The following is a 16,660-nucleotide window of genomic DNA, read 5'->3' on the forward strand; positions in this document are numbered from 1 at the left end:
ACGAAGTCGGTACTGCGGTTCACTGGTTGCAATGGAGCGCAGTGGAATTGCAATCCATGTGCAACCGATTGTTCGGCACAGCCGTTCATTTTAATTCATGGCTTTCAATGGCTGCAGCGACCTTCTCCAGCCAGCCAATAAGAGTTTGAATTTCCGTGTTATTGAACTTCCGATTTATCAAAACTTTGAGTTCTCGGCCTGCTGGTTGAAAGAGACCTGTTGCCTGGGCCTCTTGCCAAAATTGATTCATTTCCGATTCGGGGACATCCAATTTACTCAGGAACCCACCTCTGCCGACAAGGGCCGTGTAGACCGACTGCTTGAAGACTGCTTTTGGTGGATAGCCATAGCAAATGGCGACATGCACACCTTTTTTGTCTATGTTCATCGAGAAACCTTTCGTGCCCCAGTGGATGGGAAATGACTTCTCGGCCGCGAATTTGAGTAGTTGACCAAAAACCTCTTTGCCGTTTTTATCAAGAGATTCCATGAATGAATCTTGCGAAACAATCGGCAGGGCCCCAGAGGTTATTTGCTTTATTTTGGTTGGCTCTTTTCCAACTACGACGTCATAGGAGAGGAGATGCTTGCCGCCATTCGCTTGAAAATAGGAAAACTCAAGGCAGGTGACTCTCAGGCCTTTTCTCCGCAAGAAAGATGCTGTTTGTCGGATTTCCCCGGTGATTCTCTGCCCAACAAGGACAATGCGTTGCTCCTTATTGAAAGAAACGGCTTCATCCGATGCGAGTTCAAAATAATTTCTATGGTAGCTAGCAAGATTTAATGCCTCGTCACTTACATACCGCTGAAGAATTTCTTCGAGTTGATCCGTGTCAAGCTCCTCCACAAATGAGGCATATTCCAAAGCTTGGGCTAAAGTCTCACGAGGCGTTCTGTCCCGTTTCAGTTCAATAACGACAGTGTTACCTTCTCTGTCAATTCCAAGAAGATCGATTATGCTGCCAAGATTTGTCGTAACCTGTCGGCCGATGATGAGAAGTTTACCGTCTTCAAGAATGTCGTCGGAGTTGCTTTCAAGCCAATTTTCCAATATCGATTCCTCGAGGTCGACTTGGAAATGGGTCTGCGAGAACTCTTCAAATTTTCCATCTTCTTTTATGTTGAATATTTTCATTGGCCTATACCTTTTATCGCCGGATGTACCGCCTCACTCGCTTCCCAAGCTCATGCGTTGGCAAATGATGTACACATGCAGTTCCGGGTACTGATCGTACTCCAGGTGACGGCAGACTGATCCAGCCTGTGCAATTGCCTCCAATGTCCGGGAAATACCCAACGTGCTGTGGTACATGGGAGGCCCCATGTAAGAGTTGGTTATTTCGCCTGGACCCTCCGTGCCACCAACGGTGAATATGGCAACTCCACCAAGGCTAAGACCGGATAACATCTTGAGCAGCACCTGCTCCTGAGCCCATAGCGGCACGTGCCAAATACTATCCCAAGCCGAAATGAAATCGTAGGAATGGGGAAATTTCCACCGGCATATGTCTGCGTGGTGAAAGGGCACGCGCGGATGGCGGGAGCGAGCAAGCTCCAGCATCTTGCTGGATATGTCCAGCCCTTCTGGCGAAAACCCATGGTTGAGCAGTATGTCAACTAAACGTCCGCTGCCACCACAACCTATGTCAAGGGCCGCGCCTCGTAGTTTTGTAAAGGCTATGGCCTTCTCATGCTGGATAATACCATTGTCTTTGGTAAACCGATCGCTACGCCAGCGGTCAGCAATAAGGTCGTAACTCTTCCCGACGTCCTGTGGTTCCATAATTCTCCCAAGGTGGATAATCGCGGTGCTGACCGAACACCACGATTAGGTAGTTTCTCGATACCAAACACAATGGTACACAAGCCCAACAACGTCTCCATGTCAACGAGGTACTCGGCCGGCAAGGGGTCATAATCCATGGTCAAGCTGCAACCGGGCGAAGTCAAACGTTTTTTACCGCTCCGAACAAAACACCTTGACCATTTTCATATCAACTCAAGTTTCGGACCTGGATTTTCGACAGTGCAAAGCTGATCAACCTACTGAAACAATATCATTTCAACGTGAAAATCCTTTTGCTTTCTGATACATTGGATCTGGAAAAATACTCAATGATATCAAAAAGAAAGGATTGCACAAACCATACCCAATACGACAAGGAGCAAAACCCCTGGCTGTGTTCACTGCCATCTTCTTGTCGTTTGGCGGAATCAACTTCTCCTGTGGTAAGGGGATCAAAAAATACAGAGTACAACAACCATGATACAACCGGAAATTGAAAACCACATCCGTGACGATGCCTTTGCCGACTGGCTGGGCGCCACTATCGAAGCCATCGAGCCTGGGTACAGCCGCGTGTCGATCACTGTCAGCAAAACAATGCTCAACTTTCACGGCATTACCCATGGTGGCCTGGTCTTCGCCTTGGGCGACATTGCCTTTGCCGCGGCAAGCAACTCCCACGGTCGTACCAGCCTGGCGCTCAATGTGGCCATCAGCTTTCTGCGACCAGCCAACATAGGCGACCAGCTGGTGGCTGAAGCAAAAGAGGTGCAAGCGGGCAAGACCACTGCTCTCTATGATATTGTCGTTACTGACAGGAACAGTCAAAAACTCATCGCCAAGAGCCAAGCCACGGTGTATCGTACGCGCGAGTCTTTTGTATAAACGGAGGTGAGTGTCTCCTTGTTTGAACCGGCAACAGTTCCAAGCTCGGCAAGCGACTTTCCCCTCATAGGAGCTCCCCATGGAAAATGCTTTCTCCGACCGTATCACCGATGTACCCAAATCGTTTATTCGTGAGATCCTCAAGGTAACCATCGATAAATCGATCATCTCCTTTGCAGGCGGCCTGCCAAACCGTGAATTCTTTCCGGTCAGGGGGTTGCAGAAGGCTGCCCACGATGTCTTTGAAGAGGCTGGTCACGAAATTTTACAGTACACAAACTCCGAGGGGTATCCAGAACTGCGGCAATTTATTGCCGACCGCTACCGGCAGAAAGACGGCCTCGATATCCCGGTTGAAGACATCCTCATCACCACCGGCTCACAACAGGGGCTTGACCTGCTGGGGAAGATCTTTCTCAACAAGGGCGATGATCTGATCATTGAGGAACCCGGCTACCTCGGCGCCATCCAGGCCTTTTCCCTGTACCGTCCCCGCTTTTCTCCGGTGCCGGTGCACGAAGGCGGTATGGATACCACAGCCCTGGCCGGGGTACTGCGTGAGCGGCAACCCAAACTCCTCTACACGGTGACGAACTTTCAAAACCCCAGCGGCATCAGCTATACCAACGAGAACCGTCACGCCGTAGCCGACCTGATGCAAGGTCGTACCTGCCTGATCATTCAGGATGACCCTTACGGCGACCTCCGTTTTACCGGCTACCGCAAGATCTCCTTTAAGCAGCTGCTGCCAGACAACACGGTCCTGCTCGGCTCATTTTCCAAAACCGTGGCTCCGGCCCTGCGATTGGGCTGGCTCGTCGCTCCGCGACCAATCATGGAAAAGATCGTGGTGGCCAAGCAGGCTGCCGACCTCCATACCGACTATCTGGCTCAACGCATTCTGCATCGCTTTTTGCTGGATAATGATCTTGACACCCATATCGCCTCCATCATCAGACAGTATGGTCAACAAAAGGAGGCCATGATCAACGCTATCAAAACGTACTTTCCGGCCAATGTTCAATGCACCAACCCCGAGGGCGGCATGTTTCTCTGGGTGACTCTGCCTGAAGGGGCCTCGTCCATGCAGCTCTTTGAAATGGCTATTGCCAAAAAAGTAGCTTTTGTCCCCGGAACCCCGTTCTATGTTGACCGTAAGGACAGCAACACACTTCGCTTAAATTTCTCATGCTCCGATGAATCAACCATTGTTGAGGGTATCAAACGACTGGGTGATTCTATTAACCAACTCGTCGATAACTAAAAACTATGAGGAGACAGACGTATGTTAAACGCTAAAAAAACTGTGTATCTGCTGGCAGGCCTGGCCTTAAGTGCCCTTTTGTTCACCGGTTGTTCCGGCGATCAAAACAAAACCGAAGAAAAGAAAACAGTGACGCCGCAGGAGCAGCTGGGCAAGGACGCTGCAGAGGCGGTACAAAAACCGATGGAAGAGGCCCGCCAGGCAGCTGCTCAGGTTGAAGAGAAGACTGAGCAGGTTGTACAGGAGGCGGCTGATAAGACAAAAGAAGTGATCGACGAGACAAAACAGACTGTTCAAGACGTGGTCGATGCAACAAAGGAAAAAGTCGACGAGGCAAAAAAGGATGCTGAAGAAGCCGGCCTCATACCGTCTGACAAGAAAAAAGGTGCGGACCGAAAAAAGCTTGAAGGCTGTTGAGCACGGACTCGTAGTGATTGCGAGCTCTTAACCTGGCAGCCTTGCAGCAGGCAAATGGTCTAAAGCCCCACCGTGGATAAGGCCCGAACCGCCTCTTCCTGCTCCGGAGTCAGGGTTTTGGGAATGCGAATCGCGATTTTCACGAGCAGATCACCACGTTGTCCGCCGATTGGTCCGGCAGGAAGACCGTGCCCTTTGATCCGGAGCATGGCTTCCTGCTGGATACCGGCCGGTACCTTTACATTGAACTTCTTGCCATCCAGAGAGGTTATATCCACACTGGTCCCCAGGCAGGCTTCACTAAACGGAATACGATGCTCCACGACCAGATCATCCTTCTGACGCTGAAAAACCGGATGCGGTGCAACATGCATCTTAAGGTACAGATCACCTGCAGGACCGCCACCTGAAGAAGCTGCCCCCTTGCCGCTTAACCGAAGCCGTTTGCCGTCTTCAATTCCTTTTGGTACCTTGACAGCGACTTTCTCGGTCTGATCCCCGCGCCGCAGGCTGATGGTTTTTTCTGTTCCGTGCAGCACATCTTCCAGGGAGACCGTCATCTCATAGGTAAGATCACTGCCCTGAATCGGCTGAGGTCTGTAACTTCCTCCACTGTCGCCCCGCATACCGGTCTGCCCAAAAATATTCTCAAATGGTGAACCACCGCCACGAAAACCACTTGTGTGAAAAGTAGTCCCACCCCCGGAGCGAAACCCGCCGCCAAAGCCGAACTGCCGTAAAATATCATTGAGGTCAAAGTTACGAAAGATATCTTCCTGGCTATAGCGTTGTCGAAAACCAGCTGAACCAAAGGTATCGTACTGCTGCCGCTTCTCCTGATCTGAGAGGACAGCATAGGCCTCGCTTATCTTCTTGAACTGCTCTTCAGCCTCCTTGTTACCCGGATTTTTATCCGGATGATACTTCAGGGCCAGTTTACGATAGGCTTTCTTGATCTCGTCGGCAGTGGCATTTTTATCCACGCCGAGGATTTGATAGTACTCCATAGATGTGACTTCCCAATAAAGTTAGACAAACAGAATCTCCTGTGGCATCTAATATAAGTGCAAAGCATTTTTTGTCTATCAGACCGTCCGTATGACCGGCGTTTTTCGACATAAAAATCAATGCACAGGAGAGAACTGCGCACTGAGAGTGGATGATGGGCCGACAGCGTAGCGTCGTACCAGACGATCCAAAACCTCTCCCCGGACGTTGGTCGACTGGTTGAGTAAAACAACAAACGCCTGGCCGCCGGGCAGGTATCCGGCCAGATTGTACACTCCGGTCAGCGTGCCGGTCTTCATCCGGATGCCATGCTCGTTTTTCAGCAGATCAATCTGCGGCCGGAATCTGTTCAACAGCTGCAACATAGCCTGCACAGTCACCCGGTTACGCCGTGACAATCCTGCTCCCTCCACCTGCATGATTTCGTCGGCAGTATCCGGGCCCAGCTGTTGAACCAGCTCCTGATGCACAGCCTGCACAGCCTTGTCCCAGGTTGCCGGAAAACCGTACCTTTTGGCACCACAGGCAAGAAAAACAAGATTTGCCGTAAAATTGGATGAGTAATACAGCATCGATTGACTGACCTCAACCAGACTCCGGGTGCTGTAATGGGTATAGAGATGCCCTGCATCCTCCGGCACAATCTGTTGTCCGCCCAGACGGTCAACCGGTATACCTGCTCGCTGCAGAAACGCCTGGAAGAGTTCACCGGCGTACTGTGCTGTCCGGGCTTCAACATCACAGCCGCCGGTACAGATGTTGATCCTGTGCGCCCCCAGAGAAAGGCCTCGACCCAGTGTCTGCATGATCGGCAGGGTCGGTGTCTGAGCCTCACCAGAGACAATGCGTCCGTTGGGTTCTTTGACAATTGCCACAGAGTTGAAGTTGACCGAAAGCGGACCGACCGGTGCATCATAGGGGTTGGTACTCTGTTCCGAACCGGGTGTCTGAGCAGTCAGGGCAAAGGCAGAGGTGTCAACATACAGGGTGTTAATGTGGTGTATCCCTCTTTGCCGCAGCTCTTGAACAACAGCTGCGATCTCTTCAGAGACAAGGGTGGGATCTCCCCAGCCCTTCACATAGAGATTGCCGGAGCGGTCAAGGAAAAAATCCGTACGGAATCGATGGTCCGGTCCGAACATGGCCAGCGCTGCGGACACAGTGGCTATCTTGAGCACACTGGCCGGCACCATCGGCTGATCCGGTCGACAGGCCTGGATAATCCGACCGTTACCATCGGCAACGCCATAGGCTCCCTGCGGGGCAAGATCAGCAAGGAGACGACAGTCCGCAAACCCGGGCTGCGGCGGACAGACAACCAACAGGGCCAACAGACAAAAACAGGAACGGTGGCTGAAGCTCCTCAGCCACCGTGCAGTACGTCCGGTCTGTTGCTCAACCGACCTTGGGCAGGCGAGCCAACGAGGCATCTATCTGTTCCTGCGGATAACTGTAATCGCTCAGCTTACCGTTGAGGTAGTTATCATAGGCGGCCATGTCGATCAGACCGTGTCCGGAAAAGTTGAAAAGAATAGTCTTGGGTTCTTTAGGATCTTTCATGGCCTCGATGATTGCACCGCGAATAGCATGGGTTGTTTCCGGTGCCGGGATGATCCCCTCGGTTTTGGCAAACAAAATACCGGCCTCAAAGCACTCCATCTGATGGACGGCCTTGGGGATGACAATACCATCACGGACCAGTGCCGAAACAATCGGGGCCATACCATGGTAGCGCAAACCACCGGCGTGGATGCCGGGCGGGACAAAATCATGCCCCAGGGTGTACATGTAAAGCAACGGAGTCATCATCGCGACATCACCGGAATCATAGGCCAACTTGCCGCCGGTCATCGACGGGCAGGAGGCTGGTTCGTACCCGATAAACTCGATTTTTTTACCGTCAAGATAATCCGGGATGAATGGAACCATCAAGCCGGCAAAGTTAGACCCGCCACCGCAGCAGCCGATAATGACATCAGGATACTCACCCGCGATCTCCATCTGCTTTTTGGCCTCAAGGCCGGTGATGGACTGGTGCAACACAACATGATTCAAGACTGAGCCAAGGGCATAGTTGGTGTCGTCATGAGCAGACGCATCTTCCAGGGCCTCGGAAATGGCAATACCCAGAGAACCGGGGGTGTCCGGATCCCTGGCAAGGATTGCCCGACCGGTCCTGGTATCCATACTCGGGCTTGCCGCCACCTCTGCCCCGAAGGTCTGCATAATAAACTTGCGGTAGGGTTTCTGGTCATAGGAGACCCGTACCATGTAGACTTTACACTCAAGACCGAATCTGGAGGCAGCCATGGACAGGGCTGACCCCCACTGGCCGGCACCGGTTTCAGTGGTCAGTCTTTTGACACCTTCACGTTTATTATAATAGGCTTGAGGTACCGCGGAGTTGGGCTTATGGCTGCCCACCGGAGAGACACCTTCGTTTTTGAAAAAGATCTTGGCCTTTGTTCCCAGGGCCTCTTCCAGCTTATAGGCACGCACCAAAGGGGAAGGCCGCCATATCTTGTAGATTTCCAGAACCTCCTGCGGGATATCAATAAATCGTTCCTGACTCATCTCCTGCTCAAGAAGGCCCATGGGAAACACGGCGGCCAGCTTCTCCGGACCGACCGGCTGCAGAGTTTCCGGATCAAGCGGCGGCTCAAGGCCGTTGGGGATGTCCGGAATTACGTTATACCACCTGGTCGGCATCTCATCTTCGCGCAGAATAATTTTTTTCATGCTTTCTCCTTCTTTGTTTGGCAAATCAAATAGGTGGCGGCGCAGTTTCAGGACATGGGTATATCGTGCCGCACGCGATCGTCATGGGAAGCCTGATCCTCACCGCATCTGTTACGCGTCGGCTGGGATCAGTCGGTTCTATCTACAGCAATCCCGGGAAATTCTCAAGATGAGGATGTACTTTCAGAGACCGAGGTTTTCATTATCCGGGCAAGCAATGCCGATTGTTCATCAAGATTCAGGATCTTCATCAAAACTTCCCGTGGATTGGTTCCGGGCTTTCCCTGCTCACCGGATATTTCAAGCTGCAGGAATCCATTGTGCACGCTCAACCCGGTCACCAAAGAGCGCAGGTCTACTTTCTGCCGTCTGTTCTTACGAAACCGTTCAACAGAGAAGGTTGTACAGTTGAGAAAATCCTCGATTCTGTCAGAAAGGTCCTCCGGGAAAGCATCGCTGTGCACAACGTAACTGGTGACAGAGCGCATGGCCACCGTGCGGGGAGCAACAGCAATCGATACGACTCGAATGGTCTCAGGAAGCTGCCTGTTAAGAAGTGCAGCGGTAGCATCTATAGAGGTCAGGGGTTGAGACAGTTCCATATCAAAGTATTCCGCTTGACTCTCCACACCAACGGGCAGTGCCTGGCTGAAAGAAACACGAGGCGTCGGGTTAAAACCACTGGAAAATTTAAGCGGTAACCCGGCGCGCTGCAGTGTGCGAAACACCAGCTGTAAAAGCTCAAGATGACCGTAATACCGGCTCTGCCCTAAACGGGAGTAATGGACACGGTAAACATATCCTTTTACCGGCGGTCTGTTGGGTTGCTTTTCAGTGGTCCTCGCCTCTGCCTGGGGCAGACTGACCAACCGTTCGTGGACAATCGGACGTACAGTCTTAAAATCGCAGAGCCCGCATCCCTGACAGGCGTTATTCCGACAGTCCGGCGTGTACTGTTGCTGCAGGGCTCTGGCCAGCTCTTTTTCCAGGAAGAGACGATCAACCCCACTGTGCAGATGGTCCCAGGGTAAGATATCCGTCAGCTCACGACGCCGAAGGTAGCTTTCCAGTTGCAGTCCACAGGCTGCCGCAGCTTTTCGCCACCGCTCCAGATCAAAGTGTTCGGACCAGCTGTCAAGACGGGCACCATCCAGCCAGGCCCGCTCAATCAGGGTGGACAGTCTCCGGTCACCCCTGGCAAAAACGCCCTCCAGAAACGACTGCTCAGGATCATGCCATTTTATCTTAAACCCATGCCTCGGCACCATCTCCTTCAATCGATTGATCCGTCGCTGTGATTCCTCCAGACTGATCTGTTCCTCCCACTGAAAGGGTGTATGCGGTTTGGGAACAAAGGTACCCACGCCAAGGTTCATCTGCACGGGCCTGCCTTTCCCCGACCCGGCCTGTGCCCGTGCTTTTTTCGCAAGGTGAACAATACCCTCGAGATCCTCTTCGGTTTCCGTGGGCAGACCCACCATAAAGTAGAGCTTGATCAACTTCCACCCTAGAGCAAAGGCATCGCAACAGGTGGTCAGCAGGTCTTCTTCGGTTATCCCCTTATTGATAACCTGTCGTAACCGTTCGGTGCCGGCCTCCGGTGCAATGGTAAAACCTGTCTTTCTCACCCGCTTGATCTGCTCCATGATCTCCGGAGTCAACGTTCCGACACGCATTGACGGCATGGATACAGCAACACGTTCATTGGCAAAGCGATCCATCAAAACGCCCATCAATTCGCCCAGACATGAAAAATCACCGGTGGATAAGGACAGAAGCGCCAGTTCCTCAAAACCTGAGTGAGCAATTCCCTGCTCCGCCAACTCCATGATCTCTTCAAGTGTTCGTTCCCGAACCGGCCGATAGGTCATGCCGGCCTGACAAAACCGACAGCCCCGGGTACAGCCCCGGGCGATCTCCACCCCAAGTCGATCATGGACCGGTTTGACCACCGGTACCAGAGGATGTTGCAGGTAGGATGCTGTCTGCAGCTGCGAGAGCACCCGTTTGCGCACCACCCCGTATTCATTTTTGCGCGATTGTATATCAACCAGTCGATCACCCTGATACCGGGGTGCAAAAAAGGAAGGCACATAGACACCGGTAACGCCCGACAACCGGTTGAGCACGGCTGATCTGTCCCACTGTTCCTGTTTGGCAAGCAACAGTATCCCGGCAAGTTCGAGGATTATCTCTTCACCATCTCCAAGGACAATGGCATCAAAAAAATCAGCAACAGGTTCAGGATTCAGGGCACAGGCACCGCCACCAAGGATCAACGGATGGGTATCATTCCGAGCCTCAGAACGCCATGGGATTCCGGCCAACGCAAGTACAGTCAAGATATTGCTGTAACACAACTCATGGGGCAACGTGATGCCCAGCACATCGTACGCCGCCAAACTTCTCTTGCTTTCAAGGGCAAAAAGTGGCATGCCATGAATGCGTAGCTGCTCTTCCATATCCACATCCGGCACATAGGCCCGATGTGCTCTGTACTGATCGTGTGCATTAAGGATATGATAGAGGATCTGCAACCCCTGGTGGGACATGCCTATTTCATAAAGATCCGGAAAAATCAGACAGAAATTGAGGCAACCGGCGTCTATATCACGACAGGTGGCATGCAACTCACCGCCAATATATTGACCCGGCTTGTGGACTAAAGGCAGGATGGTATCAAGATCAAGGATATCGGAAGAATGCATAACAACGAAAACTCTCGTGTAAAAAATAAAAAAAGGGTACGTTTCAGGTCAACATACAGTGGTATGGCGTAACAAAGACAAGAAGTTGCACACGCCTGTCCATGTTCACCCCGGTTCCTCCCACCGACAACAAAAAAACAGAACAATCGATTTAAACTATTCAATCAGGATTGTTTTTTGCAATATTTCAGTAAAAAACACAGACTAGTTGACCGGTCACACAGCTCTACTTTCTCAACTTTGGATGGAAACATGAAGAAATCACTTGTCTCTCTTATCACTTCTACCCTGCTCATCTTCTTGTCTTGTTGCGGATTGGCTGTTGCCCAGGACAGTCCCCAGTTGCTGAACATCAAGCACTCCATTCTCTCGGCAAATACTGAAGTGGTGGTTCTGCAGTTGAATGGCTCCTATACCCCAAAAACTTTTACGTTGAAAGATGGAAACCCCAGGATCATTTTTGATTTTGCAGCGATGACTCTCGGGAAAGCCGTAAAAAATACCACCTCTGTGAACGGTCCATTCGTTCAACGTGTGCGGGTAGGCGTGCACAGCGGCGATGTTCCAAAAACTCGCATTGTCTTTGATGTCAATACGTTGAAAGGCGTAACCTTTACCCAACATTTCGACGAACAGAGTTCCTCACTGATCGTTCGCCTCACCGGACCCGATACAGCTGCTGCACCACCCAAACAGGGCAGCAAGACTGAAGCTGCAGCGAAAGCATCGGGAAAAGAGACAGAAAAATCCTCTGCAGCAGCAAAACCCGAGAAGGCAGACAAGGCACCTCAGCAACCTGCTACAACCCCGCCACCTGCGCCTGCAGTGGAAAAATCAGCCCCTGCCGCTGCCGCCGCAGTACCCCCTGCCCCTTCATCGGCATCAACAGGGAAAGTAGAGACAGCCCCGCAGGCAAAATCGACTCCGCCTGAAAAAAAATCTGAAGCAGCCCCTCAAAAAGAAACGGCTGCAACGCCTGCGGAGAAAAAGGAAAAGGAGCAAACTGTACCCACCACCCCGGCAGCTGAGCCGGTAAAGGACACTACCGCAGCAAAAGAGACAAAGGATAAAAAAGCGGCAGTTCCGGTTACTGATTCCCAGAAAGATGCAACCACTGCTGCTAAGGCTGCAGACAAAGAGCCGGCGCAGGTCCAAAAAGCCGCAGCCCCGGTTACCGATTCCCAGAAAGATGCAACCACTGCTGCCAAGGCTGCAGACAAAGAGCCAACACAGGCCAAAAAAGCCGCAGCCCCGGTACAGCCTGCAGCCGAACCAGCTGACAAAACCGCAACCACTTCACCAAAACCGGCCAGTGCCCTGAAAACCGCTGACAATCCGGAACTGGAATATGTCAAATTCGATCCTTCCTCCCCAAAAGGAGAGATGGTTCTGTTTAAACTCAACGGTTTTCATCCTCCGGCGGTCCATGGCGTTGAAGAGGGAGTCCCGCGGGTTATCTGCGATTTCAACAAGACCAAACTGCTTGACGGCTCCAAGAAACTCATCAAGGCCGACGGAAAATTCGTGAAGGCCATCCGCACATCAAAAACGAAAAAACCGGACCGCATCCGTATCATCGTCGAGCTGGAGCCGAACCACAGCTACGATCTGCAACAGGTCTTCTTCAAAGACGACAACCTGTACGCCCTCATCGTCAACACCACAAAAAAATAACGTCAGGGAATCTGTTCGACTGTGAAATGGGGAGGCGCCACCAGGTGAAAGGCGGCCTCCCCCTTCGGCGTATAGGAATAAATCTGCTCTACACGAAGGGTTAATGTTCCGGTAACGGCAGCGCCGGTAACCTGCAGATGTCCTGGCCAGCTATACCCGCTTTTCGTATCCTGCAGATAATCAGAGTATTGGAAATCCAGCACAACCTCCCCCCTGCCGTCGATCAGCATGTGCTGATGTACTTCACCATGATACCGGCTCAACAGCACATGATGGCGAAGCCCGCGATCGTCCTGCCACTGATACCAGAACCCCCGCGCCTGCTCATCCTGAGCCGGTTGCGCGTCTGCCCCCTCCCCTGCGGTTACGCATCCCCCCAGCAAAGAGAAGAGATCTTCCGCTCGCACTGAACGCGGAATATACGATCGCCAGAACCTGGAGTGGATGGTGCCCTGCGAAACATGACCTTTTCGGTTATCGATCAGCGTGAAAGAGGTACCATCGCTGACAGCAAGAAGAAGTGAACGCCCCAGCGGGTCATTGGCAGCAAAGCGAAAAAAGGCAGGCTGCTCAGCTATGAGTGTGGCCGCCACGCCTCCTTTACTGCCAAGCACATCCCATCCGACCCGAACATCAGCATCTACCGCCGGAGGAGTATCACGACTGAGAAAAGTCTCCCAGAGAGACAGAGCCTCCTGCCTGCCGGCCTCATTCAGCGGTACTGTCTGCGGTTGTTTCCCCATGCACCCTGACAGAACCAGCAGGCAACAGAGTATGGCGGCAACAAACGGTGTCTGGTTGCTCGCTCGCATCACTGACTGCCCTGTCTTTCCAGAATTCGGATCTTCTCCTGGATACGGCTTTGCTCCTCCTCATCCAGGTCCAGTTCCAGTGCCTTTGTATAGGTGTCCAGCGCATCTTTGAGCCGGCCTTTTTCAAGATACACATCTGCCAGATGTTCCAGGATAACTGCATCTTCCGGTGAAAGTCGAGCAGCAGTCTCCAGTTCTATGATGGCCTGATCAAGCTTACCCAGACGAAAGTACACCCAGCCAAGACTGTCACGGATATAGCCGTTATCCGGTTTAAGCCTGATCGCCCTTTGGATGTAATCCAGGGCCTGGTTAAGATTGATTTTTTTATCCGCCCAGCTAAAACCCACAAAGTTGAGCGCTGCCGCATTGTCCGGCTGAAAGGCAATGATCCGTTGCATAACCGCAAGCGCCGCACTGTGTTCGCCGCTGTCTTCAAGAATCAGGCCGTATTCATACAGCAGGTTCTCATCGTTGGGAAAAATTTTAAGTCCCTGCTGCAGTACCTTCTTCCCCTGATCGGTTCGATCTTCCAGCTGGTAAAGGGCGGCCAGCAGGATATACAACTCGGCATTACGATACTCCGGCGTGTTGAGGTGCGACTTCAGCAGAGCCTTGGCCTCGGCCACCTTATTCTGCTCTTTCAAAATGCGGACATGTAAAAAGAGCGCTTCAAGATACTCCGGCGACTTGCGGTCAACAAGACGGACATGCTTGAGCGCCTGCTCGTATTTCTGCTGATGCGCAAGTAATAAGGCAAGCAGGTATCTGGCCTCTGCCGGATTCTCCTTTTCCACAATCTTTTCAAGAACAGCAATCGCCTTATCATACTGCTGCTGTTTTGCGTAAAGACGTGCAATGATCAGATCGACCCGTCGGGGTTGATCAACGTATTTTTTTAAGCGGTTGAGTTCTGTGAGGGCCAGCGCATCCTTTTTCTGCAGCAGATACACATGAATCAGGGCCAGGCGGACACTTTCGTTGAGATCATTCTCAGCAACAAGGCGTTCATAAAGAGCCGCAGCCTCATCATATCGCTCATTTTTGATAAAGAGTTCACCCAGCTCCATCTGCACCTCGATGGAATCATGGCGCTCCAGCACTTTCTGAAAAGCGGCAACTGCCTCATCAACTTCTCCTTCAGCCTGATAAAGACGAGCCATAAGGAGCTGAGCCGGATATGACTCCTGATCTTCGGACAGCACCTGATCAAGTATTTTTTTCGCCTCACCGGTCTGATCAGCCGAAAGATACATCTCAGCAAGCAACAATAAAATAGCAGGGTCCCTGGGGTGACGGTCGCTGATCAGCTGGTACTGCTGCATCGCTTCAACGGTTTTGTTCTGCTCTGACAACGCCTTGGCATAGAGCATCCGCATGGCTGTTTTATCCGGATAAAGCGCCAGATATCTCTGCAACCATGTAACAGCCTCATCAGTCCGTTCCAGTCGCAAAAGGAGGACTGGAATTTTTTCACTGATAAATTCCGCCTCCTCATCGCAGATCAGGGCTTTCTGGTAAAATTCCAGTGCCTCCTCAAACCGGAGGAGCAGTTCGGCATGCCGTCCCCAGAGAAAATAAAAATAAGAACAGGCATAATCAGCTTCACCGGCAGTGCGGGTGATCTGTTGCCGGTCGGGCAGAGCTTCTTTTTTTGTTTGACAGGCGCCAAGCAAAAAAACCAGGCAACTGAGAACAGGGACAATGCTGTACAAGAAAATACGATTTAACCGGAGCATGAGCATTCTTTGCATGCAAGTAGTTGCTGAACCACGTTACGGATAGCGGCCTGCACCTCCATAATCGGCAGGGCAGCAGGAATACGTACTATACAACTCTGTGAAAAAGAAGCAAAGAGAGCGGCAACCTTCTCAAGTTGTTCTTGTTGTTCGAAATCGTTGGGACTCTCACCACGCAGGTTGCGTATCCGGGACAGACTTTCTTCCGGTGTCAGGGTCAGCAGCAGTACCAGATCAGGCTCAGGGGCAAAATCATGCCGGCTGAAAATTTGTTCGGGATCACATCCCGCCGCACCCTGATAGGCTGCTGTGGAAAAATAATACCGGTCCGTAAGAACAATCGCCCCCTGTTCCAGAGCAGGCTGAATACACTCTATGACATGTTGGCGACGGTCCTGCAGGAACAGCTCCAGCTCCTGGTCCGGCGAGACCTGTTGCCGGTTACCATATAACGCTCGAATCTGTTGACCGTAGGGGCCGGAGGTGGGTTCACAGGTTTCAACCACGGTATAGCCCCGGTCACGTAAGAATCCGGCCAGTAGCGGCAACTGTGTCGATTTCCCTGTTCCGTCGATTCCCTCAAAAGCAATCAGTACTCCGGTCTTCATGTCCTGTCCTCCTGCTGCCTGTTGGCGCTGATGGTGCGGGCTGCAGCCAGGGCCGCCATGAGGCTCGATGGGTCGGCCCGGTTACATCCGGCGATGTCATAGGCAGTACCGTGGTCGACCGAGGTACGCACCAGCGGCAGGCCGAGGGTAACATTCACCCCATCTTCAAAATGAAGCATTTTAAAGGGAATCAGTCCCTGATCATGGTACATGGCCACCACAGCATCGAATCCGCCGGCAGCAGCCTTGTAAAAGATGGTATCCGGTGGCCAGGGCCCGCTCACCTGATCAGACGAAAATGCTCTCACCGCAGGTTCAATGATCCGTTGCTCCTCATCACCAAAAAGCCCATCTTCACTGCTGTGGGGGTTTAAACCGGCCACCGCGATACGAGGCGCGCTCAAAGCGAAATCCTGCTGCAGAGCTGCCAGGGTCATGGCAATGCAATCTTCAACCTCCTCCTGCGTGAGCAGCGCACTGACCTGAGCAAGCGGAACATGAATAGTGACCAGCACCACCTTGAGCCGTGGTCCGGCCATCATCATGCGCACTCTCTGGGTACTGGTCAGACGGGCCAGCATTTCCGTGTGCCCGGGATAGGGATAACCAGCCTGTTGCAGACTTTTTTTACTGATCGGACAGGTGACAATCGCCCGACCGGCTCCACTTGTCACCATTGCCACAGCCATCTCAACAGCCTGGCCCATAATACGGCCGGTATTCGCATCAGGCTGTCCCCAGCGAACAGGCTCTGATCGAACTGTCTGCACTTGCCGGACCGGCAGAGTTCCCGTAACAAGGGCTTGCCCGGGAATCCACGAGACAATGGGGAGATTCAGACCAAGGCAAGCAGCAGCCTGCTCAAGCACATGAATATCGCCGACAACAATACAGTTTCTCGTTAGTGCGCCTTGTTCCCGGTCAAACAGACGACAGATAATTTCAGGTCCAATCCCCGCCGGACATCCCATGGTGATGATCATTGGGGCCTGCATGCTGTGCGTGTCTTGCCTCACGTTC

The 16,660-nt window shown here is 52.2% G+C and carries 14 protein-coding genes; 4 read left to right on the forward strand and 10 right to left on the reverse strand.

Annotation, left to right across the window (positions count from 1 at the left end):
• Nucleotides 1-85: 85 nt before the first annotated feature.
• Entirely contained in the window at nt 86-1,135 is a 1,050-nt protein-coding gene (locus HP555_RS13870; RefSeq protein WP_199263159.1) for a PDDEXK family nuclease, read from the reverse strand.
• 33 nt (nt 1,136-1,168) lie between these two features.
• Complete coding sequence (locus HP555_RS13875; protein ID WP_199263160.1) at nt 1,169-1,783, reverse strand: class I SAM-dependent methyltransferase; 615 nt, start codon at nt 1,781-1,783, stop codon at nt 1,169-1,171.
• A gap of 480 nt (nt 1,784-2,263) precedes the next feature.
• Here HP555_RS13875 and HP555_RS13880 point away from each other — a divergent pair, with 480 nt between their 5' ends.
• From HP555_RS13880 to HP555_RS13890, 3 genes are all read left to right on the forward strand, one after another.
• The gene (locus HP555_RS13880; RefSeq protein ID WP_199263161.1) at nt 2,264-2,671 is read left to right on the forward strand and encodes a hotdog fold thioesterase; all 408 of its coding nucleotides are present in this window, start codon (nt 2,264-2,266) and stop codon (nt 2,669-2,671) included.
• A gap of 79 nt (nt 2,672-2,750) precedes the next feature.
• Nucleotides 2,751-3,935: an aminotransferase-like domain-containing protein gene (locus HP555_RS13885; RefSeq protein WP_199263162.1), complete on the forward strand. Its 1,185-nt coding sequence runs from the start codon at nt 2,751-2,753 to the stop codon at nt 3,933-3,935.
• Between the two features lie 21 nt (nt 3,936-3,956).
• Nucleotides 3,957-4,352 (forward strand): hypothetical protein, encoded by a 396-nt coding sequence (locus HP555_RS13890; protein WP_199263163.1) that lies wholly within the window; start codon nt 3,957-3,959, stop codon nt 4,350-4,352.
• A 59-nt stretch (nt 4,353-4,411) separates the two neighbouring features.
• Here HP555_RS13890 and HP555_RS13895 read toward each other — a convergent pair whose 3' ends face one another.
• The 4 genes from HP555_RS13895 to HP555_RS13910 all read right to left on the reverse strand — a co-directional run bounded on the left by HP555_RS13895 (nt 4,412) and on the right by HP555_RS13910 (nt 10,807).
• Nucleotides 4,412-5,359: a DnaJ C-terminal domain-containing protein gene (locus HP555_RS13895; protein WP_199263164.1), complete on the reverse strand. Its 948-nt coding sequence runs from the start codon at nt 5,357-5,359 to the stop codon at nt 4,412-4,414.
• Nucleotides 5,360-5,476: 117 nt separating this feature from the next.
• Nucleotides 5,477-6,790, reverse strand: a complete 1,314-nt coding sequence (locus HP555_RS13900) for a D-alanyl-D-alanine carboxypeptidase/D-alanyl-D-alanine-endopeptidase (RefSeq protein WP_199263165.1) — start codon at nt 6,788-6,790, stop codon at nt 5,477-5,479.
• On the reverse strand, nt 6,756-8,099 hold the full coding sequence (locus HP555_RS13905) for a TrpB-like pyridoxal phosphate-dependent enzyme (RefSeq protein WP_199263166.1): 1,344 nt from the start codon (nt 8,097-8,099) through the stop codon (nt 6,756-6,758). The genes HP555_RS13900 and HP555_RS13905 overlap by 35 nt, the downstream gene beginning before the upstream one ends.
• A 164-nt stretch (nt 8,100-8,263) precedes the next feature.
• Nucleotides 8,264-10,807: a TIGR03960 family B12-binding radical SAM protein gene (locus tag HP555_RS13910; RefSeq protein WP_199263167.1), complete on the reverse strand. Its 2,544-nt coding sequence runs from the start codon at nt 10,805-10,807 to the stop codon at nt 8,264-8,266.
• Nucleotides 10,808-11,059: 252 nt separating this feature from the next.
• On the opposite strand from HP555_RS13910, the gene HP555_RS13915 reads away from it, so the two are divergent.
• Nucleotides 11,060-12,481, forward strand: a complete 1,422-nt coding sequence (locus HP555_RS13915; RefSeq protein ID WP_199263168.1) for an AMIN domain-containing protein — start codon at nt 11,060-11,062, stop codon at nt 12,479-12,481.
• 2 nt (nt 12,482-12,483) lie between these two features.
• Here the strand turns inward: HP555_RS13915 and HP555_RS13920 are convergent, their stop codons facing one another.
• From HP555_RS13920 to pdxA, 4 genes are read right to left on the reverse strand one after another with little or no spacing between them, the layout of a single operon-like run.
• Nucleotides 12,484-13,293, reverse strand: coding sequence for a hypothetical protein (locus HP555_RS13920; protein ID WP_199263169.1), 810 nt, complete (start codon nt 13,291-13,293; stop codon nt 12,484-12,486).
• Complete coding sequence (locus HP555_RS13925; protein ID WP_199263170.1) at nt 13,293-15,047, reverse strand: tetratricopeptide repeat protein; 1,755 nt, start codon at nt 15,045-15,047, stop codon at nt 13,293-13,295. The genes HP555_RS13920 and HP555_RS13925 overlap by 1 nt, the downstream gene beginning before the upstream one ends.
• Nucleotides 15,020-15,640: a dTMP kinase gene (gene tmk, locus HP555_RS13930; RefSeq protein WP_199263171.1), complete on the reverse strand. Its 621-nt coding sequence runs from the start codon at nt 15,638-15,640 to the stop codon at nt 15,020-15,022. Before tmk ends, HP555_RS13925 begins: the two co-directional genes overlap by 28 nt.
• Nucleotides 15,637-16,656: a 4-hydroxythreonine-4-phosphate dehydrogenase PdxA gene (pdxA, locus tag HP555_RS13935; protein WP_233249202.1), complete on the reverse strand. Its 1,020-nt coding sequence runs from the start codon at nt 16,654-16,656 to the stop codon at nt 15,637-15,639. Before pdxA ends, tmk begins: the two co-directional genes overlap by 4 nt.
• Between the last annotated feature and the right edge of the window lie 4 nt (nt 16,657-16,660).

It is taken from the genome of Desulfobulbus oligotrophicus (genome assembly GCF_016446285.1).
Taxonomy (GTDB): domain Bacteria; phylum Desulfobacterota; class Desulfobulbia; order Desulfobulbales; family Desulfobulbaceae; genus Desulfobulbus; species Desulfobulbus oligotrophicus.